The following is a 21,556-nucleotide window of genomic DNA, read 5'->3' as shown; positions in this document are numbered from 1 at the left end:
TCTTTCCTCTGTTCCCCTCGGGCAAAGTGTGGTAAGCTTACCCAATGCATGATTTTTCAAGCCAGGAGGGTTCTTGTGAGCACCACGTTTGCTGATTTACACATTAGCGCGCAGCTTGTCGACATTTTGCGCGAACGAAATATGGAAACACCTACGCCGGTTCAAGTGGAAGCGATCCCGCTTATTTTGGAAGGCCGGGATGCATTGGTAGAATCTCCGACAGGGACGGGCAAAACGTTTGCTTATCTTCTGCCGTTACTCACGAAAGTCAATATGGACAAAAAAGACGTGCAAGCGATTGTACTGGCTCCGACACATGAGCTGGTCATGCAGATTGCACGTGAGGCTGAACGCCTGCTGCCAGGAAGTGATACTGCCGTCGTGCCGATCATTGGCGGGGTTGATGTCAAGCGTCAGGTCGAGCGTTTAAAAAAGAAGCCTGTTCTCGTTGTGGCCACACCAGGCAGACTATTGGAACTCATCGATCAGCGTAAAATGAAGGTCCATGAGGTCAAAACGGTAGTGGTTGACGAGGCAGACCGGATGCTGGATGCAGGCTTTGGTAAGCCCGTGACAGAAGTCATGAAGCGTACCCTGCGCGATACACAGCGATTGCTTTTTTCTGCTACGCTGCCCGCTGGGGTAGTGGCGGCATCCGAGGTCTTTACCAGAGACGCAGCTGTCATCCGTGCTGCTGCTCCAGAAGGGGCACAAGGAGTCGCTCACATGTATTTGATCACCGATCCCAGAAAAAAGGTGGATACGCTGCGTCGCTTGCTCCGTCTCGTTGATGTACGGTCTTCCATCGTTTTCGTAAACCAGATTGAGAAGGTCGATGAAATCGTCTCCAAGCTTAATTACCACCACCTCCCAAGCAGATTGCTGCATCGCGATGCGACAAAAGAAGAGCGGGCTCGTACGCTGCAGCAATTCCGGGATGGCGTATTCCCTGTTCTGATCACGACAGATGTGTCTGCACGCGGGATTGATATTCCAGAAGTGGAGTGCATCGTACATTATGACCCGGCCTCGGATGCAGATACCTATGTGCATCGCAGCGGCCGGACTGGCCGGATGGGGCGTGCTGGGCTTGTCTTCTCCATCGTCAGTACTCAGGAGCGCTTCATTATCGAGAAGTTCTCCAAGCAGACGGGTGTGCCTATCGCAGAGAAATTTATGTCTCACGGAGCTTTGGAAGACCCAAGACCGTTACAGAAGCCACAAGTGAGAAATGGGAAGCCGGCAAATGGAAAACCGGCTAAATCCGGAGCCAAGCCATCGAATCCAGCAAAACGCGTACATAAGAAGGGCGGCTTTGGAACAAAGTAGGACAAGAAAGAACCACTCTTGTCAGCAGGAGGTTTCCATGCGCAAAGATCGTTTGTACGAAGAGGATTTATTGGTGAATGGTACAGTAGGTGGCGAAGTTCTCTCCAAGCAGGAGCGGCAGACACTAAAGCGTGAAGCTGGGGAACTGAAGGAAAAGATCGAACAAGCGAAAAACGAGCCAATATCCGAGTAAAAGGCAAAAAGAGCTTGGGCTGCTGCAGGAGGAAACTCTGCGGCTGCTCAGCTCTTTTTTACTGACTCCATGGCCGGATGTTCGAGTGGTTGCTTTCTCTCAGATAGTCCTCCAGATCGCAAAGAAACTGCTCGACCGTGTGGTAAGGCGGATCTAGCTGCAGAAGACGGCGAATCATCGCATGGATGGCAGGTGATAAAGACAGCTCCTGCTCCCAGCTTTGTTCAGACGCATTTTCATCTGGCGTATAGCTTGAATACAACAGGAATAGAAAGAAATGTCCTAGTGCAAACAAATCGCTGGAAGGAGCGACCTCCCGTTTTAGCTGCTTTTCGGAATGATAATCAGATAATGCCTCGGCAGAATAGGTAGGACTGTCTCCGAGGAAACGTGCCAGTCCAAAATCAATGAGATATGGCTCATCATCATGCCAAATAACATTGGGTATGCGTACATCCCGATGGATCAGTCGATGCTCGTGCAAGTGCGCGACGATCTCTGCGATTTTTTTCATCAAGCGGGCAGCTGAGTATTCATCGACCGTAATCATCTGATCAAAAAGGGCTTCTTCTAGCGTAGGCCCATCGATAAACGTCATGACGAGAAAGGAATCCCTCCTGTAGGTAAAGGAATGCAGCCAGCGAGGGATTTGCGGGTGAGAGAGGGTGGAGAGCACTTTCTGCTCATAGGCTTGCATGGCTTCTCCTTTAGGGGAGTGACGCAGACTGGGCTTCACCTGTTTAAGCACGACTTCAGAGCCATCGGTCAGGTCTTTTGCGAGATAGGCAATGCCGTAGCTGCCCATACCTAGCACTTTGGTAATCTGATAACGGTCGATTCGCCGTCCAGGCGCATATGGACGGTCCCGCATCGTGCTATTCCACCATGTAACGATTTTGTTCCACATTGTCCGTTTCCCCCCTGACTCCCATCTTACCATGTTTACCAAAAATGGCTGACCGCTTTTTCGTGAGGTTTGCTATAATCGATTCGTTACATGTAGACGGGAGCGGAATGAGATGAATTTTACCATTGATTGGCTATCCTTTTTTCTGATTGAACAGCCGGAGGAAGAGGATGGCGTAAAAAAAGTAAAGATGACCCGCTATTTAAGCCATGATGAGTATCAAAAAAGCGAACTGTGCGATTTCCTGGATGGAGAATTCGCTCGCATAGCCAAAAGAAAAGTAGAGTTGAATCCAAAGTCGGAAGGGACCCCGACGAAGCTGGGGCAATTTATCGTGGAACCCGGTCATCCCTTGGATTCCAATCCTAACTACGCCCTGCTTGGGCGACTGCTGGTAGCGGAAACATCCGGCGAAAGCAAGGATCCTTGCCAGGAGCTGATTCAGTCGTATTTGCGTACGTCTCAAGTACGCGGCGGCGTGATGATCATCGTGAGGACGCGTTTGGAGCTTTTGGACGAGCGTTATGTGTTTATTTTAAAATGTGATTTCGAACAAAAAACAGCGGTGATCACAGATGAGAAAAGCTTGATCGCCAATGTGCAAATGGCAATCAATGCGAAGAATATGAAATCGTTAATGTATCCGTATATGATCGAATCCGGAATGAATGATCCTTATCACGTGAAGATCCATCAATTTTCTCATGCGAGGTATTTTGAAGAGTTTTTGCGGTTCATTGAATATCCGCAAACGGTCACGCAAATCGTCTCGGAGGAAGTCATTTCGCTCGCCAGACAGCATATTGAGTATGCGTATCCGGAAGAAACGGAAGAGCGTCTGCGCGAAGAAGAAGCGATCGAGCTGATAGCAGCAAGCCCCAAACGGGAGCTCGCTGAGAAGTGGGAGCACGAAACCGTCATGGAAGCGATGCAGATTATTACCGATCGTCAGCCAGAGGTCGAGCTGAAGTTCAAGCTGGATCATATGCAAATTCGCACGCTTTTGGCCGATTACGGTACCAGCTTGCATATTGCAAAGGTTAATGGCCGCTATCTGGTCCTGCTGGAAGGGGAGCAGCTTCAGTTTGAACGAGGGGTATCCCCGGTTGAATTCGTGAAGCCAAAGGCTCTCACAGACCTTGTCCGTGAGATTGAGGCACGCAGCTACGCGGTTCCGGAAGTGGCCACAGCGAGATCAGCAGAAGAAGATGAACGACCACCTTGGGAGTAGGGAGTGGAGGATAAAAGTATGAGTGAAAATAAGAAACAAGCAGCTCCACGTCCTTCTGAACACAGCCTGAATGGGCAGGAACGAAATGTGTATCCTGTGCTGCGTCACTCGTCCATGATCGCGAAATACCCAGATCGCTGGGTGACCAGAGAGCATACAGCGGATACGGCCGTGTTGTACGCTCTGGATTTAGGGGAAGGGTATCTCCTGATTGAGCGTGAGATGCTTGCGCAGGCCGGCTGGAGCGAAGAACAGCTGCATCAGGCTGCCATGAAAAATTTGCAAGGATTGCCTTACTCGGTCAAAACACAGGAAGTAGCGGGAAATCGCATTCACTTCATCAATCCGACAGATGGCTATGCCGCCAGTCGGGTGCTGCTGGAGACTTTGCTGCAAAGCTTTGACCAGCAAAAGCAAGGGGATCAGCTAGGGGTGGCCATCCCTCATCAGGATGTTCTCATCGTCGCCGATCTTTCTGGCGATACAGGTGCACACCTTTTGGCGCGACTGACTTATGATTTTGCCTCAAAAGGACAGGTTCCGATCTCTGTTCTGCCCTTTTTCTGGGAGGAGGGGGAGCTTACACCCTTTCTGGTCGTATCGCAAGGAGGAGACCCGGAAATTCAGCGAAAGAAAAAGTGAAAAATCGATATTCAACGAAAAGCTGCCTTTAGAAGGGAGCTTTTTCTATGGGGACGGAGCAGGAGGGCAGTATGCACAATTTCATGATTGGGCTTTATGGGGGCTTTGAAGAAGAGAAGTACCGAAGAGATTTTCGAAAAGGCTTCTATGGAATCGAGGCGTGCCTCTTTGAAGCAGAGGAAGAGGTAGAGAAATTGATCCGGGAAGCAAAGCGAAATGAATTCAAAATCGGAATCCATTTTCCCATACGAAGCGACGAAACTAGACTGCGTGATGCCTTGTTTCTCGCACAGGATGAGCGGGTCAGACAGGATGCCTACGATTATATCCAACAACAGCTGGATATTATTGGAAATATAGACCCTGATTACGTCCTGTTTCATTATCCAAAGCCAGTCCTGCTCGATGTTCGGGTAAACTGGGACAAGTGGCGGTTTGCGGCTCGAGAGGAGTATGCGTTTGAGAGCGAGTACGATTATTCGGAGCTTGTAGTAAAAAGCGAGCAGTTGTTTGCGTGGCTTCATAACAAAGCCAATGAGTATTCCTTTACGCCTGTTCTCGAATTCGATGCCTTAAATCGGTATGTATACGAGGAAGACTTTCTGGAGTCTCTTCTGTGCCGCTATCCAAATATAAAACTATGCCTGGATACGGGAAGGCTTTTCATGCAAGAGAAAATCGACCCTTCTTTTGATGCGAGAGCTGTATTGAATCGGTACGCTAAGTACGCGAAACTGGTTCACTTATGGAACGTACAGTTCACGGATTCATTTGCTTTCAGCCGTTATCCAGCCTTGCCCCATTGTCGACCAGAGGACGGATGGGCACCGATCGAAGACTATCTGAATCTGATAACGGCGCACAATCCTGATATCACAATTATGTTTGAGCATCGTTCTGACTGGATCACAGAAGAGGAATTGCAGACGTGTTACCAATGGATCGATCAGATCGTGAATAAAAAAAGTCCGCTGCCTGCAGGAGAACACTGACAGGAAGCGGAACCGTTCAGACTCGCTCAAGAGGGCGATGGGGCAGAGCGGGATGCTCGACTTGGATCGGATCACCTGGGCGCACCTCACCGCCAGCGAGCACGATGCCCATGACTCCTGCTTTTCGAATAAGATTGCCCTCTGCATCGTGATCCAGGAGGGCATCCATCAGCCCTTTTTGGAAGCCGTTCAACTGGGGACAGGGATTACGAAGCCCTGTGATTTCGACGATCGCGGATTCCCCTATACGCAAAATCGCCCCTGTTGGCAGGGTAAGCAAAGAAATGCCGCGCGTAGTAATGTTTTCCCCGATTTGCCCCGGAGATACTTGAAAACCGGAATCTTGCAATTCCTCAAACAGTTCTGCATGGATCAAGTGCACCTGACGCAAGTTTGGCTGCGTAGGATCTTGAGCGACGCGCGAACGATGCTTGACCGTCTCTCCCAAATGAGCGTCTCCTTGTACGCCAAGACCTTTTATAAGGTGAATCGCGTCTGTGTTCTGCTTGCTGAACGTGTGAGTATCGCTTAAGCTAACCGCTACGACTTCTCCAGTGGATGGAGACATGGCAATCACCTCCTGTACATATTGTAAGGGATTCGGTGTGCGCTGGACGAGTTTTCCTTGTTAAAAAAGTGTAATGTTTTCAGAGTGGCCGTGAAAACAGAGACAACTCCACAAATCGTCCCGATTCATGAATCAGCCAGTAGGGGGATCTCGGCCCGAATATGTACAATTCAGCCGCCGTTGTAAGCATAGAGTCGACCCTGCGCCAGTCGCCCATGAGCCGGGCACACTCACCCATTGCCATCCACGGGTACAAATCGCCGGTTTGAAACGTATCGAAGTGAGGAAAGGCCTTCGTTATTTTCTCATACAAAAGTACGTCTTCATCGGGGCGGGCCATTTGATAAAGGATCGGGAATGCTTGAGAAGTTACGTCCGGATACCATTTTCTCCAGCCTGGATAGGACCTGTCATAGACAGCATAGGATTTGCGCAGCGCGCTGTACATGGATTGGATGCCTGCTCGGCAGGCCGCAGCTCGCCTGTTTGCCTCCTCCGCTGCTTCATCGCAGCCCAGCATGGAAAACACATGGGCAGCATCTGCAAATCCTTTGGCGACCTCACAATTATCCATCAAGTATTTGACGCGATAGGATCGCTTTGCCCATGTCAAACCATCCTTTTGTTGCAGCCTTGCCACTGCCTGCATCAAAACAATCAGCTCATCTTTGTAGGGCTCGACCCAGGCCGTTTCCTCATTCGCTCGCATCATTTCGGCCAGCAGGCTAAACAATGTTGTGTGATAGCTATCTTCGCTGTCCGCTTTTCCTGTATCGACTTCGAGCGTCCCCTCAAGCCGATAGTCATTCACATACCCATCAGCGTTGACATGGTGCAGATACCATTCGATATGGCTTCTGACGCAATCCCATTCTTGCATGCGGACGAGTGCGATCAACGCTAGATTCGTAAAGTACGGATTGATCTGGTTGTTTTTCGGAGCAAGACGAAAAGTCCCGCTGGGCAGCCAGCAGGAGAGGAGATAAGCCTTTTGATTCTCCACGATTTCATTCATGGCATGAATCATCCTTTCTTTTCGCATTTCTACGTGAGCATTGTGACAAGCTTGATACCATACTCCATCCATTGCAAAGCGCGAACGTAATCTTCACTTGTAATCGTCGGCAAATCACCGGACTGATCCACCAGCTCGACCCATTTTGGATCGCGAAACCAATCGACTCCGTCCGCAGCCGTGTGAGCAATATCCTTCCAAGCAGCGCTGAGCGGGGGGCTATACAGCTTTTTTTGGCCATCTCTAAGCTCGGCCCCATGCAAGTGCAAATGATAAGAGTCTTGCGTAGCAGCGCGGGGCAAACGGGTGGTAAAAATCTGAGGCCAATAGTCAGCTCGGGAGCCGGAATGCGGGATTCGGCAGGCAAACTGGCGGATTTGCTCAAATCGCAGGGGATCTGCATAGAGAAGCTTGTAGAGCGTTTTTCCGGTAGCGATCCGCTGCTCCACCTCGGGAAAGTCTTGAACATCCATCCCGATGAGACGAAGCCTGCGGTCTGTCGGGTGCGCCTTGTACGGAAAAAGCACCTGACTGAGGGACAAGGCTGATTGGGTAAAGTAGGCGAACGTAGCAAATACACGATGCACGGCCATTGGCTTATGTATCACACGCTGCTCGATGAACTGCTGTTCATTTACAATCATGGCGTGCGTCAAACGACGAGAATCACCGGTCGACAGAAACTCTCTCCAAAAGCGCTGCATAAAAACGGATACGCCGAGAGGGACGAGAAGGGGAGTGAGATCTTTTTTGGTGCGCTTCATTTCCGCATAGAGCAATAACTGCGCATAAGCATCATGAAAGATCAGCCAGTTACTCCTCTCCAAAAACCAAAAAAATGGCTGGATTGCTTGCTCGTCCATCAGCAGCGGTAGCCATTCCCCTTTTAAATCGGTCATATTCCAACCGCCATTTCGAGATACGAGATGGGCAAGCAGGGCCCAATGTATTTCCTCATGCTGGCGATAAAATTGTAAATAGGCGTTGGTTCGGGTGAGATTGTTCCGATTGGCCAGGGCAGTCTGCTGGCGAATGCTGGAGATCAACGTTTGTTCATCGACCGCTGCTAGTGTATGGCTCATGAAGTAGCTCCTCTGCTCGATGGCACTCTGAGGTTGAAAAAAGCAGGTCTTGGTGGCGACCCGCCTTCACTCATCCAATCATTTCTAATACGAGAAGTCTGACAAACAGTTTCTCTTTTGCTTCTTCCCATGTATCCGCAAAAATGACAACATGCTCCGATTGGAATTCTGTTTCTGCGACAAATATACCATCTCGCTCGTAAATGTTCATAGAAGATCGTCCTTTCTGCTGCCTTTCAAGCATTGTATGCTATCATGAAAGAAAAGATGCATCCCAATTATTAATTGGGCAAACGGAAGGGAAGATACAAGCCATGCAAGTAACCATTACCCAAGAAGCCAAGGAACGAATCATAGCAGCCAGCCGCCCAGATCAAACCATTCGGATCAACGGTGAACTCGTGGGTGGATGCGGAATGAATGTGGAATACGCGTTATGGTGGGACGAAGCAAACCCAACGGATCAAGTCATCAAAATCGGGGAGGTAACACTCGCCATCGATTCGCAGACCATCGAACACATGGATACCGACAAACTCACCATCGATTATCGGCCCCAGCAAGGTTTTCGCCTGGTTACCCCAGCACAAATCCTGGCATATGGCATTCAGCTCAAAGATCGCTGGGTATAAGGCATTACTTGGGGATAAATTGCAGGATAAAAGCGAGGATTCCTGCAGCAATGAGCGGTCCTACCGCAACCCCTCGAAAGAATGTCACGCCGATGATGGTTCCTAGCAGTAGTCCGGTGACAATAAAAGGGTTTGCAGACATGAGTGACGTACCTTTTCCAGCCAAGTAAGCGACGAATATCCCTACGAGAACAGCTAATACCGATTGCCAGTTGGTAAAGAGCTGGTAAATGGATTCCGGTTTGATTTTTCCGCTGGCCAGAGGACTTAGGATCCCAATGGTCAAGACAATGATTCCGACATGGAGGCCGTATTGCTCCAGAAAGGGAAAGAATCGCTCGAGATGAAGAAGCCGCATTAAAAGAAGAATCCCGACGGCAATCGAGACAGTCGCGTTGTTGCCGAAAACCCCTAAGGCCAAGAGAACGAGCAGGGTGACATTGATCCAGTCCATGGTTCTTTAGCCCGCTTTCGTTTTTGTTAGTATATCCAGATGGAATAAACGCCGTGCTTGCTCGGGCGAAATGAAAAAAGGACGGGAGAGAGCTCCTGTCCTCTTCTATATTCTTCCTCAACCAAACCAATCTTCCAGCATTCCCACAGGAAAACCGGTCTGCTCATCTGAATCGGGAAAACGGCCCCACGCAAACACCCCGTTAAAATAATCGATGGTGAAAGGCTGATCGTATTCAGGGACACTGTATTTGCCGCCGATCCGAAACTCATCCGTGCCGAGGTAATACGATTTCGCCATAAAGTATTTTTGCTGGATAATGCCAAATTGAGAATCGTCGCCCGCGTTCTTTTTCTCCTCTGCCTGCTGACGGAGACGCTCCATTTCTTCCTGTAATTCCGCTAACGTCATTTGACTGTACAATCGCACGCTCCTGCCTCCTTCCTGACAGGTATATTGTAGCAAAAGACAAGGGAAATGGCGATGGATAGAGAATTCACTACAGGACCGAAAGAAAGGGGAAGACGCAATATGACACGTTTTGATTTGACTGGCAAGACTGCAATTGTAACAGGAGCGGGGAGAGGAATCGGAAAAGCATTGGCACTGGGCCTGGCTGAGGCTGGAGCCGAGGTGGCTGTCGTTGCGCGTACCCAGAAGGATCTGGACGAGACCGTGCAAGCCATCGAGGCAAAAGGCGGCAAGGCGTACCCGATCACAGCTGATTTGACAGCGTCTGGTGCCGCAGAGCAAGTGGTTGCCCAAACCATAGAGGCATTGGGAGGGCTGCATATTCTGATCAACAATGCAGGAATGAATATACGAAAAAAAGCAAATGAAGTGACAGAGGAAGAATGGGATCGCGTGGTAGACCTGAATTTGAAGGCGTCCTTCTTCATGTGTCAGGCAGCAGGGAAAATCATGTGCGAGCAAAAGTATGGACGCATTGTCAACATCGCTTCTGTAGCAGGGGTAGTCGCGATGCGCACAGGAATAGCATACGGCTCGAGCAAAGCTGGAGTCATCCAAATGACCAAAGTGCTGGCACTGGAATGGAGCAAGTTCGGGGTAAATATCAATGCGATTGCGCCGTGGTATTTCCGCACTCCACTGACGGAGGCTTTGCTAAGCGATGAAGGATATCTTCAAGAAATTCTGCAGCGTACACCGAGCGGGCGCATTGGAGATGTAGAGGATTTAGTTGGGCCGGCGATTTTCTTGTCCTCGGATGCGGCAGCGTATGTTACGGGCCAGACGATCTCTGTTGATGGCGGTATGTCTGTCTACGGGTTCTAAACAAGAAAGTAAAGGGATGGACAGCATGATAACGATCAAAAAGGCAGCAGCCGAAGAAGCGCAAACCATTACCAGGCTGATGCGCGAGGCATTTCGCCAAACGACTCCTCCATCCAGCTCTCTCTTGGAGACAGCAGAGCAGGTCCATCAGCAATTTGGCGTCAGGAAATAAGCTGGCCGCGATTGCTCTGCAAAACACGCATACATGAAGAAAGAGCTAACATAGGGCATCTAAGCAAAAAAAGAGGCATTCCCTTTTGGGGAATGCCTAAGTATTGGGGGCGATTGAGAAAAAAACCGATCGATCCAGATAGCATGCTTTGCTCTCACCCAAAGCATAGCAAGGATCAACATTCAAAGTAGAACATCGGGCTTTTTCTCAATGCGTTGAAAAAGTGCTTACGATTCAAAGATAGCAAGCAAAAGTAAAATACAGATTAAATAAAAATAAAGTATTATTAAATTTTTCTGCTCTTACCTTTTCAACTTTTGTTTTGACCTCTTTATCTGGCAAATCTATGATTTCCGATGACAACCGTTTGTGGTCTCGACCAAATCCACTTGGACGTAGCTGTATCAGGATTGAAGAAGTAAAGGGATCCATTCGTTGGATCTTTTCCATTTACCGCATCTTGCACTGCTTTTCGAGCACTTTCATTTGTCTTCTGAGAGAGATGATCGCCATTTACTGGCGAAAATGCATTGGGAGCAAAAATGACCTCCCGAACCGAATTGGGGAATTCTGATGATGCTACCCGATTCAATACGACAGCAGCAATTGCTACTTGCCCCTCATACGGTTCACCACGGCTTTCCGCATAAACAAGCCGGGCGAGCAGTTCCATTTCGCGCTCCGATACTTTCACCTTACCATTGCGTATCAATTTTGGCCGCTGATCTCGGCTTACCGAGACACTAGGGCTCTTTCCGTTTGTGTCTGGAGCAATCGATTTTGCTTTTGTTTCCGGTATGGCAACACTTTTGGGGGTGGATGATTTGTCTGCGAGTGCAGGTGCTGCTACCTTGAAATGTGGTGCGGTGGCACTTGTCGGGGTGACGAAGAGGCATAAAAGCATGAAGCCAAAACCATTGATCCAGAATAAAAAGCGCAATCGCGCTTCGTGTGTCAACATACGGGAACCACTCCTTATCGCTTTTTGCTTTTGAATGCGGAAGCGAATCGGGACTTATGCAAGTCTATCGGCATTGTCGGAATGGTTCAAGAGGGAAATGGTTCCATGGAACTACAAGTCCATTGCACAAGAATCATTTTGGACTATTTTTCTGTAGATTTCGTCCGCGTCATTGCTGAGGGAATCAAGCGAAAGGGAATACATGGAACAAGCCAGTCGAAACACAAATGGAAAGTGTTGACTGGCTTGGCGACAAAGCGATCCCTATTGCAGCAATGACCAAAAGGCCGCCAGACTGAAATAGCCCATTCCTGCTCCTATAGAGTCGAGAAAAAATGTGAGCAGAGCGAGCATCGCTAATCGAATCAGTGTTCCAACAGAGCGAAAAAAGCTCATGATCCTCCCCATAAACTGGTTGTGCAGCAGCTCCATGTAAAGTGTCTGGCGAACCAGACGAGTGGAAACGTTGCCCCCGCCTAAAATGGTGGATAAGAGAACAAAAATCCAGCCGTAGGGTAGAGTAACCGTCAGCACGAAGGCAAATGCCATCAACAAGTAATGCGAAACCATGTATGAAAAAGCTCCCATTTTTCGAGTGAGAAAAGGAAACAGGAGGCCAGCTGCTACAGCTCCTACCGAGTAGGTAACTTTTCCCAGAGAGTAAATTTGCACGTCTGCGCTGATCGTTTGACTCACAAATATCGGGTTAAGTAAATTTGCTTCTGTCACTGTTTCTTCAATCCTTGGTGAACATATTTCAAGCTAGCTGACATAAAAACACCACTGCACAAAAAGCAGTGGTGTTGTCATGCGCTCGCTTATTTCTCCGTGATGGTCACAGAATTGATTTTAATCGTTTGTTCCGGAGTACTAGGCTCTCCTGTTTCTGGGTTGTTTTTGACTTTGGTTGCCGCGATTTTTTGAACGACATCCATACCGCCGCTAACTTTACCGAAAATGGTGTAGTTCGGAGAGTTTTTCAGTCCCTCGACATCTTTCCCCGTTCCGATGAAAAATTGGCTGCCATTCGTGTTCGGGCCTGCATTTGCCATGGCGACAACGCCAGCCTCGTATTTATGGCCGTTGTTCAGCTCGTCCTCGAACGTATAGCCTGGACCGCCAACCCCAGTACCAAGCGGGTCGCCTGTTTGGATCATGAAATCTTTAATGATTCGATGGAAAGTAACTCCGTCATAAAACTTGTCCTTTGCAAGGAAAACGAAATTATTTACGGCAATAGGGGCGTCCTTTGCAAACAAATCAATCGTAAAGTCACCCATGGTTGTAGAGACCTTCGCTTGGTATGTTTTCGCTTTGTCAATTTGCATAGCAGGAGCTTTCTCATACTTTTTCGCACCGGTTGGTCCAGGTGGTTGGGCAGGCTCCTTCGATGGAGTCTCAGCTGGAGCTGTCGGCTGTGTCGGTGGAGCACTCTCGTTACTTGCGCTGGAGCAACCTGTAACCAAAGCGATCGCGGTCAGACAAGCGAAAATGGTAGGTATCAGTCTTTTCATCTCAAGCACCTTCCTTTGCTTCTTCCTGAATAGGAGTTTACGGTTCCGAATTATAGCACACCTGATAGGGAGAACGCCAATCGTCTATTCTCTAGTATTGATTCCTTTTCTCGTGATATGATGGGAGAAAAAGGGTTGGGTGATCAGCATGGGGGAAAGATTTGAAACAAAAACCGTACATATCGGGCATCAACCATTGCGGCAAGTGCAGAGTAAGTCAACGCCAATCTACCAGACATCCGTTTTTGCATTTGAAGGCTTGGAAGAAGTGGAAAAATATTATACAGGTGAAGGAGAATACCTGTATACACGGAACGGCAACCCCAATCAGGCGGAGCTTGCGGACGCGATTGCAGCCTTGGAAGGCGCAGCTGCAGGTGTGAGTGCATCCTCTGGGATGGGGGCTATCATGGCAGGACTTCTCGCTGTACTCCAGCCAGGCGATCATGTGCTGGCTTCCCATGAAATCTACGGCGGTACCTATGCTTTGCTCAATAAAGAGCTCACCCGTTTCCAGATCGAGCTGGAATGTATTAACTTGAACGAATTGGAATCCCTTTCTGACCATATTCGTTCAACGACCAAACTCTTTTTCATGGAAACGATCACGAACCCGCTATTGACCGTTGCCGACATGCCTTTTTGGATCAAACAGGCAAAAAGCCACGGACTTACAGTGATGATAGACAATACGTTTGCGACTCCTTATCTGGTACAGCCGCTGTCCCTTGGTGCGGACCTCGTCGTTCATAGTGCCACCAAGTACATCGGTGGTCACAGCGACGTCACTTCTGGCGTTTTGGTCGGGAATGCGGAGCTGCTGGGAAGAGCACGGGAGATTGTGAGCAATTATGGCGCCTCGCTCAGCCCGTTTGAGGCTTGGCTGACGTCCAGAGGCTTGAAAACGCTGGCGCTGAGAATGGAGCGTCAATGTGAGAACGCCCGTGAAGTTGCGAATTTCCTGAAACAGCATCCAGCTGTGAAAACGGTGTACTACCCTTCTGAGGAGTCGACTTCCTTTTTCGCGCGTCAAAAGCAGGGAGCGATGGTTTCCTTTACCCTCGCTGACGAGAGCGGTATCTATGACTTTTACCGCGCGCTGGAATGGATCAAATTTGCACCCTCACTGGCCGGTGTGGAAACGTCGGTATCGCATCCAGTTACGACTTCGCATCGTGCCTTTACCGAAGAACAGCGACAAGCTACAGGGATAACCATGGGGCTGGTTCGATTGTCTGTTGGGATTGAATCGGCAGCAGACATTATAGAAGAACTGGATCGCGCCCTAGGAAAATAGTTGGAAAAAAATTTCCCGCAGCTTGTTACTTTCTTCTTGTTCAAAACGTATTACCTAGTTAAAGTAGAACAAGTATGTCTGAGCCGGGAAATCGATTTGGGTAAATCGAAAGCTGTGCTGTCAGGCTGGAGGAAAACGCAATGGGAATGGCAATTGAGCGTTCCGCGCAACCATCGGCCCAATCAAACGGGGACTTCTATGAGTCACGTCCATTTACAGAACTGTATGACGAGTATTTTGATCGCGTCAATCGTTATTTGCGATGCCGTGTGCAAAATCCCTGGGATGCAGACGATTTGACCACGGTGGTATTTTTAAAAGCGCTGGAAAAATTTGAACAATACAGCAGAACAAGTCCGTTCGCTTCCTGGATCTTCCGCATCGCTCACAACACGTTTGTGGATTTCGTGCGGAAGAACAGGGAGCTGCCCGTCGATCAGGAAGATTTGCTTGGGGCAGAACAGGACGATACATGGCAGCCGGAGAGGCAGGCGTTGACCAAGGAAGAAATACGCCTGCTTCGAGACCGGCTTGATTTGTTGTCCCAAGATCAGAAGGACGTTCTGATGCTCCGCTATTTTGCCGATCTCAAAATTGCGCAAGTGGCAGAAGTCTTGGGCAAGACTGAGTCGAGCATAAAAATGATTTCATACAGAGGGCTTCAAAAACTTCAAAAGATGTACGAAAAGGGGGAGTCCGAATGAAAGAAGAGGATCGAATCCCCCGGGACCGAACGGACGAGCAGACGGTCACATCGCTGCTATCCCATTTGCAGGAGATGCGCCAAGCTGTTCCGGTCAATTATCAATTAAAAACGGAACTGAAAAAGCAGCTGCTCCAGAGGATGAAGGAGCTGGAGCTGCAAAAAACGGATTCGGTTGTGGTGAAAATGCCGCACAGCCGGAAAAAGCTGCTTCGTGTTTGCGCCGCAGTCATGATTGCTGCGATCACGGTTGGGGTCTATTCGTGGTGGGAAAAAGACGTTCTAGCCGTAGACAAGCAAGGCTTACTGACGTTGCCTGCACATACCACGGAGGAGCAGGTCGATATCGATCCTACGGGAAAAGAGGTTGCCTACCTCGTGTCTCCATCGGTGATTCGTACGGTTTCCGTAGATGAAAAGAAACATCCCGAGAATATCTCTTTACCAGCTACGGACGGAGAATATCGCGCTTTATCTTGGGCCAATCACAATGAACAGGTCGCTGTCGTCGAGCAGAGCGGAAAACAAGCGAGGATCTGGATCGTCGACATTCCTGACCAAAATAACGTGAGCAGCAGTCGCTTGCTAAAGGAAGAGGAGAACGTCACCTATCATTCTCCTGCATGGTCTCCAGGCGACGAGACGATCGCCTACACGAGGATAAAAGACGGGGTCGAGGAAATTTGGGTGAGCAGTACCGTTTCTTTTCAGGAGTGGAAGCTGGCGGAGGGCTCGCAGCCGGAATGGTCGCCGGATGGCCGTTTTCTGGCTTATACGAAGGCGGGAAAAGTACAGGTCATGGAAGTGCGGACAGGAAATATTTCCGTTCTAGGAGATGGCAAGTGGCCGTCTTGGAGTCAAAATGCTGCTCTCACGTACACATCGCCAGAAGGGGGATTGGTGGAAGCTCAAGTGGACGAAAAACCATTCGCTTCAAAAGAGCTGGAGCTGTTGAACCTGTTTGGAGAGCAAGTGGTGAGAGGAAGCTGGTCTTCAGAAGGGAATCAGTTGCTCGTCGTGCATCGTGACGAACAACCGAAGTCGCTGGTCATTTCTTTGGCGTCAAGATAATGAGCGGAGGAACAAAGATGAGAGGGAAATGGATGTTGTTCTTCGCTGTTTTCTGGCTGTTATTTTCAGTAAAGCCGGTTGAAGCAGAGAGCAACATAGAAATAAACGTAAACGCTCCATTGGGCGGATTAAGCAAATACAACGCATGGACGAGAGTAGAAGTGAATTTGGCGCCTCAAGAAACGCCTTTCCATGGCTTTGTTGATCTGACAAAGGATAAGTCGGCGAAACGCTTGCACGAATCCGCATGGCGCCAGCAGGTTAATATCGAAGCGGGGAAGGATGCTACGATTACCTTTGACATGCCGTCACAGGTATTGCTTGATGATTGGTATGTACGTTTGACGGAAAATGGTCAAGTGGTTCAGGTGGAGAAGCTGCGATTGCCTTACCCAAAAGACGGCCGAACCATAGGTGTTGTCCATCAAGGGGGAAGTGCCTTTCATTTTTTGGCGTTGCAGCCTTCTCAAGTGACGAAAGGAATTCCTTACACGATTCAAAATCTCGCGGTAGACAAGCTCCCTGACAGTGCTTGGCTCTATCAGAATCTGGACGTGCTGGCGATGGGAAGTGAGCTGGTGGGGAGCCTGCGAGCTGAACAGGTCAACGCGATCCGGGATTGGGTTCAAACAGGCGGGCTGCTCATTTTGTCGGCTGGCCCCGGACAAGATGAGGTGGTAGAACCGTTTCAAGCAGACATGCCAGTAGAGACAGGTCGCAGCGGGCAGGCAAACCTGAAGCAGGCCATTGAACGCTATACGGATGAAAAGGCCATTCCGGAAGGCAGCCTTGCTGTTTTTAATCGCGACCTCCCTTTGTTCAGCGCAAAAGCGGTTGGCAAGGGAAGGATTCTTTTCGTCAATTACGATGTCACTGCCGAGCCATTGGCGTCCTGGCAGCACAACTCCCAGCTTTGGCAAAATGTGATGATGCAGCACGGGGCACTTTCCCAGCTGGAGAATAGTCCTTTCCGCGATCAGATGCTACATCCCTTTTTGGAGTTAAGCAAGCAGATCCCCGGAGTACAAACGCCAGCCCCCGTCTGGATGGTTGTACTTTGGTGCGGTTATATCGTGGTCATCGCTCCCGCTGTCTACCTTTTGCTGAAACGAAAGGGCAGAAGGCAGTGGGCATGGGGCGTGATTCCGGTTACTGCTGTTTTAATGACGGTAGGCATTTATCTGTTTGGGAAACCACTCGTCGTAAAGTCGAGTGCAAGCTACGAAATCTCGGAGGTTCAAATCGTAGATGAGCAGCTCGCGCAAACCCGGACAGCTGCTACTTTTTTAGCAGTCGATCAAAATCAGTACGATATCGATGGACAGTCTTTGATGGTCGCATTGCCGCTATCCATGGGGAAAAATGACTACGTGCCAGAAGGAATTACGGCAGGGAATCAGCTGATTTCGTTTCGAAATGTCCCCTATCTTACGCCGAAGCAAGCCATCGGTTTCGGAACTCTGCGGGATGCAGGCTCTTTTACTGCGCATTTGACCGTAAATGCAGACCGTTTGCAAGGCAGTGTGACCAATCATACCCGTTTTGCCATGGAGTCCGCTTTTGTCGAGGTCGGTTTGCAGCGAATTCCTATCGGCGCACTGGCGATCGGCGAAGAAAAACAGGTCGACATCCGGCTCGATCCTTTGTTGATGCCGCGTACTGGAGAGGGGAATAAAAAACTGTCGCCTGAAGAGCGGCTGGAGCAATTAAAAGAGAATGTGATCTCATTCAGTCGTGAAAACAAGCTGCGCGTAATAGGAGTGAATACAGAGCCGTTGCCTTTGCTCTCCATGCAGGAGCCGCATCTCGCGCACTATTGGAATGTCGTCCATCAGACCGTACGTCTGGAAGCGGACGAGAAGGGAATGGTCACCTATCCATACGGACTGTTGGGCATTTCCGTAAGCGATACGAGCGGTGAAGTAGATTCGAATTCACCTTATCTGTGGGAGCTGGGAAAAGGCAGCATCACATTCGAACTGGATGCAGCCGGAACTGGGCTGAAAGTCGAGCGCTTGACGGTTCCTTTGGATCACAGTTCATTTCGACCCTTTCATATCGAGGTCTTTTCTCAGAGAACAGGCAAATGGATAGCGCTCAAACGAGGGGAACGACTTGTAGTGGACAAGCAGCTGCAAGAAATGATGACGCCAAGAGGTACTCTCCTCCTGCGTTTTACCCATCATGCTTCACCTCGACTCACACTGCCAACGCCTTTCTTTCAGGTAGAGGGGAGGGAGCAGGCTTGGTAATTGAAATGGTTCACATCAGTAAACGATATGGTCAGCTTCATGCGCTGACGGACTTGAATTTTTCCGTGAAGCAAGGAACGGTATATGGCTTCATCGGTCCAAATGGTGCAGGAAAATCAACGGCGATGCTGATCCTGTCTACCCTGCTTGAACAGTCAGAGGGAGAAGCGTTCGTATGTGGCGAAAATGTCCGGAAAAATCCCAAGGCGGTGCGTCAATCGCTCGGTTACATGCCAGATTTTTTCGGTGTGTATGACAACCTGACAGCGGTAGAGTATTTGGAGTTTTACGCAGGCGCATTCAAGATCCCTGCAAGGAAAAGGCCAGCCCTAGTCGCTGACCTGCTGGAGCTCGTCAACCTTTCGCATAAAGCGGACGCCTACGTGGACTCCCTCTCTCGTGGTATGCAGCAGCGGCTGAGCTTGGCGCGCAGTCTGGTGCACGATCCGTCTGTACTGATCCTGGACGAGCCCGCTTCCGGTTTGGATCCTCGGGCCCGCATAGAGCTGAGAGAGATCATCAAGCAACTGCGTGGCATGGGCAAAACTATTCTGATTAGCTCGCACATTTTGCCTGAGTTAGCTGAGCTCTGTGACGAGATCGGTGTGATTGAGCAAGGGAGGATGATCGCAAGCGGTCCCGTCCGTGATATCAGTCAACGAAACCGCAGTCGAAAGCAGATGATCCTGCGAACGTTGTCAGAAGAAGAATTAGCCGCTCGTATCTTGGACGAATGCCCATTTGTCAGCCAACTGAACGAGTATGTCGAGGAGTTTCGTTTTCGCTTTGACGGAACAGAGCAGCAAAAAGCCGGATTGCTGCATGAATTGATTGCGGCAGGCGTTGACGTAGTCTTTTATGGCGATGCCAAAGAGAATTTGGAGGATGTGTTTCTGGCCATCACAGAAGGAGTGGGTGGGTGATGGAGAGCTTTTTCTTCAATCCGATTCTCGTGAAAGAAATGCGGGAGAGATTTCGCTCGAAAAAAACGATGTTCATTTTAGGGCTCTACTTGCTCATCATGGGTGGGATTCCTTTGGGGTTTTTGCTCATGGATCCTGTACGGGCGAGTGCTCTAGGGGAAAATCGCAGCTTGTTCCTCCTGTCTGCCAGTATCCATTACGCCATGGTGTGCTTTGTTGCACCTGCTCTCACGGCGGGAGCGATCAGTGGGGAGAGGGAGCGACAGACCCTGCAGATTTTGCTGACAACCCAGCTTTCCCCAAGTACGATCGTCTTGAGCAAACTCATCACCTCGCTTGCCTTTTCGGCGTTGCTGCTTGTGGCATCCATGCCGTTATACAGCATTGTCATCCTGTACGGGAGTGTCTCGCCAGAACAAATGGTTCAGCTGGTCGTCTTTCTCGGGGTGAACATGCTGTTTCTAGGGACACTCGGCCTGTTTTGTTCGATCTGGATCAAGCGGACTTCAGTGAGTACGATTACCTCGTACGGCATTGCGTTTTGCTTTATCGTCGGAACAGGATTGCTCTTTTATTTTATGGGGCAGTCCTTGCAGCAAGCGTATCCTGAGCAATTCCCAAACAACGAGGTGTGGAATCTGCCCGGACTTCAGATGCTGGCCGGGATCAATCCCGTCGTCGTTTTGTTTGGGATTCTTGGGGAATCACTCGCCGATATCGATCAGCTTGCCTTTTCCCCATGGCTTTTCTTTTCTTGTTTTTACCTCGTGCTGACGGTCGTGCTAATCTGCTTGAGTGCGTATTTGCTGAAGCCGATCCGGAGGAAATGGTGGGGTTGGAAGAAACGCCCGAATCGTGTAAACTAAGAGAGTTGTGTTGGAAAAAGGAGGTTTTATGATGAGCAATCAAGAGGTACAAGTCATCGACTTTGAAGAAATGCTGCGTTTTATCGAGAAGCGCCTCGCCTCTGCTGGGACATATGTCAAGCGAGAAGCGATCATCACCATTTTGCAGGCAGAGGAAGCATTTTTGCTGGAAAAAGGTGTATTGGAAGAATACAACGAGTAGACACTGGACAACCTGCCCATTGAGGTAGGTTGTTTTGATGAAGGGGCATGCTATATAGGATTGTTATATTCGCCTGTTTGCTTATACCGGAAAAAAACGGTATGATGGAATCGAGAACCTATAACATCGTAAGGACGTGAACGCTTTGACGGAAGAAAATAAAGACCTTGAATTGGGCGACATCATTACTCTGGATGACGAAAATGGTGAACCGTTGGGTGATTTTGAAGTAATCGCTATGTTCGACCTGAACGGTAAAGAATATATTGCCTTGACTGAAGCCATTGAAGATGAAGAAAGCGAAGAAGAGCTGGACGAGGAAGTAGACATCTTCGTTTTCCAAGTTGACGGCGGCGAAATGGTTCCACTCGAAGAAGACGAGGAAAGCACCGTGTATGCGAAGCTGAACGAAGTCCTCGAGGGAATCGAACTGATCAAGGAAGACTAATCGATTCATTTCAAAGGCAAAGCCACCGCTTGGGTTGATCCAGGCAGTGGCTTTTGATTTTCCCTTTGTCAGTCATTCATCTTGATGATATTGTCCTTCAGATCACGAACGACCAAGAGACATGTGTAATCCGTGTCCTGAAGCTCCCGCACGAGGGACGAGCATTCGTCTTTGGTCAGGCCGAGCTTTTCCAGACGTGTGCGCAGTTCTTCTCCGCCGTTGTCAAAGAAATGCGCTTTGCTGTCGATGTCACCGACGGCACTTTCAAAGTGGGTGCTGTATTTATAAAAATTGTCCCTTTGGTTCGAATGGTTTTTATCCGGATTCCACTTTAGAACCCAAATATCGTCTTTGTGGTAGCCCGATGAATTCAACGCTTGAATATCCGAGACAAGCTCTTGATCATACCGGTGGAATTTCACAAATGGCTTGGTTGCACTTATCACGATTGGTTCCCCCCTTTTTCACGTCAGGAATCGATGCCTTACTAGGTTGCCCAGCCTTTGCAGGTGGATGAATGGAAAAAGTTGATGCATTCTCTTTGACCTTTCTTTACCAGTAATGCTACACTATATCTTGGTTATCATCTGTTGAAAATCGGCCATCTCGCACGGGGCGAGGTGGCTTTTTTGCCCCATCTCGATACCAGGATTGAATACAATGGGAAGCATACGGTACAATAGCGATTAAGTGTTCGCTTTTTTGGGCACATGAAATGGAAAAACAGGTACCTGGTATTGTTTTGCCATCTTCTCAAGAAGAAACCAGCTTCTGGTAAAGGGAGCTTCAGGAGTAGAGGCTTTTTA

Annotated in this window: 27 protein-coding genes; 16 read left to right on the top strand and 11 right to left on the bottom strand. The window is 49.2% G+C overall.

The window, feature by feature from the left end; translation table 11 throughout:
* The first annotated feature begins 75 nt into the window (after window positions 1-75).
* Together ACLIN2_RS17255 and ACLIN2_RS17250 are read left to right on the top strand one after the other, a co-directional pair.
* Window positions 76-1,329 (top strand): DEAD/DEAH box helicase, encoded by a 1,254-nt coding sequence (locus tag ACLIN2_RS17255; protein WP_411501678.1) that lies wholly within the window; start codon window positions 76-78, stop codon window positions 1,327-1,329.
* A gap of 37 nt (window positions 1,330-1,366) precedes the next feature.
* Window positions 1,367-1,522, top strand: coding sequence for a hypothetical protein (locus ACLIN2_RS17250; protein ID WP_170184287.1), 156 nt, complete (start codon window positions 1,367-1,369; stop codon window positions 1,520-1,522).
* A 58-nt stretch (window positions 1,523-1,580) separates the two neighbouring features.
* On the opposite strand, the gene ACLIN2_RS17245 is transcribed toward ACLIN2_RS17250, so the two are convergent.
* Window positions 1,581-2,429 (bottom strand): serine/threonine protein kinase, encoded by an 849-nt coding sequence (locus ACLIN2_RS17245; protein WP_411501677.1) that lies wholly within the window; start codon window positions 2,427-2,429, stop codon window positions 1,581-1,583.
* A gap of 112 nt (window positions 2,430-2,541) precedes the next feature.
* Between ACLIN2_RS17245 and ACLIN2_RS17240 the strand changes: the two genes are divergently transcribed.
* The 3 genes from ACLIN2_RS17240 to ACLIN2_RS17230 are packed head-to-tail and all read left to right on the top strand — an operon-like array spanning window position 2,542 to window position 5,294.
* The gene (locus ACLIN2_RS17240; protein WP_411501676.1) at window positions 2,542-3,660 is read left to right on the top strand and encodes a DUF3900 domain-containing protein; all 1,119 of its coding nucleotides are present in this window, start codon (window positions 2,542-2,544) and stop codon (window positions 3,658-3,660) included.
* An 18-nt stretch (window positions 3,661-3,678) separates the two neighbouring features.
* Window positions 3,679-4,302, top strand: a complete 624-nt coding sequence (locus ACLIN2_RS17235; protein WP_411501675.1) for a DUF1444 family protein — start codon at window positions 3,679-3,681, stop codon at window positions 4,300-4,302.
* A 47-nt stretch (window positions 4,303-4,349) separates the two neighbouring features.
* A complete protein-coding gene (locus tag ACLIN2_RS17230) occupies window positions 4,350-5,294 on the top strand; it encodes a sugar phosphate isomerase/epimerase family protein (protein WP_411501674.1) in 945 nt (314 codons plus the stop codon).
* Window positions 5,295-5,310: 16 nt separating this feature from the next.
* Here the strand turns inward: ACLIN2_RS17230 and ACLIN2_RS17225 are convergent, their stop codons facing one another.
* The 4 genes from ACLIN2_RS17225 to ACLIN2_RS17210 all read right to left on the bottom strand — a co-directional run bounded on the left by ACLIN2_RS17225 (window position 5,311) and on the right by ACLIN2_RS17210 (window position 8,170).
* Entirely contained in the window at window positions 5,311-5,862 is a 552-nt protein-coding gene (locus ACLIN2_RS17225; protein ID WP_411501673.1) for an MOSC domain-containing protein, read from the bottom strand.
* A 79-nt stretch (window positions 5,863-5,941) separates the two neighbouring features.
* Window positions 5,942-6,877: a hypothetical protein gene (locus ACLIN2_RS17220; protein WP_411501672.1), complete on the bottom strand. Its 936-nt coding sequence runs from the start codon at window positions 6,875-6,877 to the stop codon at window positions 5,942-5,944.
* Between the two features lie 29 nt (window positions 6,878-6,906).
* Window positions 6,907-7,959, bottom strand: coding sequence for a DUF2515 family protein (locus tag ACLIN2_RS17215; protein ID WP_411501671.1), 1,053 nt, complete (start codon window positions 7,957-7,959; stop codon window positions 6,907-6,909).
* Between the two features lie 70 nt (window positions 7,960-8,029).
* Entirely contained in the window at window positions 8,030-8,170 is a 141-nt protein-coding gene (locus tag ACLIN2_RS17210; RefSeq protein ID WP_170184288.1) for a hypothetical protein, read from the bottom strand.
* Window positions 8,171-8,273: 103 nt separating this feature from the next.
* Between ACLIN2_RS17210 and ACLIN2_RS17205 the strand changes: the two genes are divergently transcribed.
* Window positions 8,274-8,591 (top strand): iron-sulfur cluster biosynthesis family protein, encoded by a 318-nt coding sequence (locus ACLIN2_RS17205; protein ID WP_411501670.1) that lies wholly within the window; start codon window positions 8,274-8,276, stop codon window positions 8,589-8,591.
* A gap of 4 nt (window positions 8,592-8,595) precedes the next feature.
* Here ACLIN2_RS17205 and ACLIN2_RS17200 read toward each other — a convergent pair whose 3' ends face one another.
* Together ACLIN2_RS17200 and ACLIN2_RS17195 are read right to left on the bottom strand one after the other, a co-directional pair.
* Entirely contained in the window at window positions 8,596-9,045 is a 450-nt protein-coding gene (locus ACLIN2_RS17200; RefSeq protein ID WP_092266796.1) for a DUF441 domain-containing protein, read from the bottom strand.
* 117 nt (window positions 9,046-9,162) lie between these two features.
* A complete protein-coding gene (locus ACLIN2_RS17195; protein WP_092266797.1) occupies window positions 9,163-9,474 on the bottom strand; it encodes a YfhH family protein in 312 nt (103 codons plus the stop codon).
* 102 nt (window positions 9,475-9,576) lie between these two features.
* Here ACLIN2_RS17195 and ACLIN2_RS17190 point away from each other — a divergent pair, with 102 nt between their 5' ends.
* Both ACLIN2_RS17190 and ACLIN2_RS17185 read left to right on the top strand, forming a co-directional pair.
* Entirely contained in the window at window positions 9,577-10,341 is a 765-nt protein-coding gene (locus tag ACLIN2_RS17190) for an SDR family NAD(P)-dependent oxidoreductase (RefSeq protein WP_411501669.1), read from the top strand.
* A gap of 25 nt (window positions 10,342-10,366) precedes the next feature.
* Window positions 10,367-10,513 (top strand): hypothetical protein, encoded by a 147-nt coding sequence (locus ACLIN2_RS17185; RefSeq protein WP_411501668.1) that lies wholly within the window; start codon window positions 10,367-10,369, stop codon window positions 10,511-10,513.
* Between the two features lie 331 nt (window positions 10,514-10,844).
* On the opposite strand, the gene ACLIN2_RS17180 is transcribed toward ACLIN2_RS17185, so the two are convergent.
* The 3 genes from ACLIN2_RS17180 to ACLIN2_RS17170 form a co-directional block, all read right to left on the bottom strand.
* The gene (locus tag ACLIN2_RS17180) at window positions 10,845-11,474 is read right to left on the bottom strand and encodes a cell wall hydrolase (RefSeq protein ID WP_411501667.1); all 630 of its coding nucleotides are present in this window, start codon (window positions 11,472-11,474) and stop codon (window positions 10,845-10,847) included.
* A 264-nt stretch (window positions 11,475-11,738) separates the two neighbouring features.
* Complete coding sequence (locus ACLIN2_RS17175) at window positions 11,739-12,203, bottom strand: hypothetical protein (protein ID WP_411501666.1); 465 nt, start codon at window positions 12,201-12,203, stop codon at window positions 11,739-11,741.
* An 89-nt stretch (window positions 12,204-12,292) separates the two neighbouring features.
* Window positions 12,293-12,988, bottom strand: a complete 696-nt coding sequence (locus ACLIN2_RS17170; RefSeq protein WP_092266801.1) for a peptidylprolyl isomerase — start codon at window positions 12,986-12,988, stop codon at window positions 12,293-12,295.
* 148 nt (window positions 12,989-13,136) lie between these two features.
* Here ACLIN2_RS17170 and ACLIN2_RS17165 point away from each other — a divergent pair, with 148 nt between their 5' ends.
* The 8 genes from ACLIN2_RS17165 (at window position 13,137) to ACLIN2_RS17130 (ending at window position 20,750) form a co-directional block, all read left to right on the top strand.
* Window positions 13,137-14,285, top strand: a complete 1,149-nt coding sequence (locus ACLIN2_RS17165; protein ID WP_400585742.1) for a trans-sulfuration enzyme family protein — start codon at window positions 13,137-13,139, stop codon at window positions 14,283-14,285.
* Window positions 14,286-14,425: 140 nt separating this feature from the next.
* Window positions 14,426-14,989, top strand: a complete 564-nt coding sequence (locus ACLIN2_RS17160; RefSeq protein ID WP_092266803.1) for an RNA polymerase sigma factor — start codon at window positions 14,426-14,428, stop codon at window positions 14,987-14,989.
* Entirely contained in the window at window positions 14,986-16,059 is a 1,074-nt protein-coding gene (locus ACLIN2_RS17155) for a hypothetical protein (RefSeq protein ID WP_092266804.1), read from the top strand. The genes ACLIN2_RS17160 and ACLIN2_RS17155 overlap by 4 nt, the downstream gene beginning before the upstream one ends.
* A gap of 17 nt (window positions 16,060-16,076) precedes the next feature.
* Entirely contained in the window at window positions 16,077-18,311 is a 2,235-nt protein-coding gene (locus tag ACLIN2_RS17150) for a hypothetical protein (protein WP_411501665.1), read from the top strand.
* Window positions 18,305-19,234, top strand: a complete 930-nt coding sequence (locus tag ACLIN2_RS17145; RefSeq protein ID WP_122959412.1) for an ABC transporter ATP-binding protein — start codon at window positions 18,305-18,307, stop codon at window positions 19,232-19,234. Before ACLIN2_RS17150 ends, ACLIN2_RS17145 begins: the two co-directional genes overlap by 7 nt.
* Entirely contained in the window at window positions 19,234-20,100 is an 867-nt protein-coding gene (locus ACLIN2_RS17140) for an ABC transporter permease (protein WP_411501664.1), read from the top strand. The genes ACLIN2_RS17145 and ACLIN2_RS17140 overlap by 1 nt, the downstream gene beginning before the upstream one ends.
* A gap of 31 nt (window positions 20,101-20,131) precedes the next feature.
* Complete coding sequence (locus ACLIN2_RS17135; RefSeq protein ID WP_170184275.1) at window positions 20,132-20,302, top strand: hypothetical protein; 171 nt, start codon at window positions 20,132-20,134, stop codon at window positions 20,300-20,302.
* A gap of 145 nt (window positions 20,303-20,447) precedes the next feature.
* A complete protein-coding gene (locus ACLIN2_RS17130) occupies window positions 20,448-20,750 on the top strand; it encodes a DUF1292 domain-containing protein (RefSeq protein ID WP_092266808.1) in 303 nt (100 codons plus the stop codon).
* A 68-nt stretch (window positions 20,751-20,818) separates the two neighbouring features.
* Here the strand turns inward: ACLIN2_RS17130 and ACLIN2_RS17125 are convergent, their stop codons facing one another.
* Entirely contained in the window at window positions 20,819-21,196 is a 378-nt protein-coding gene (locus ACLIN2_RS17125) for a general stress protein (RefSeq protein ID WP_092266809.1), read from the bottom strand.
* Window positions 21,197-21,556 lie beyond the last annotated feature (360 nt).

It is taken from the genome of Brevibacillus centrosporus (genome assembly GCF_046622605.1).
Taxonomy (GTDB): domain Bacteria; phylum Bacillota; class Bacilli; order Brevibacillales; family Brevibacillaceae; genus Brevibacillus; species Brevibacillus centrosporus.
Note: the sequence above shows the minus strand (reverse complement) of the source record. Positions and strands in the feature narration are given on the sequence as shown.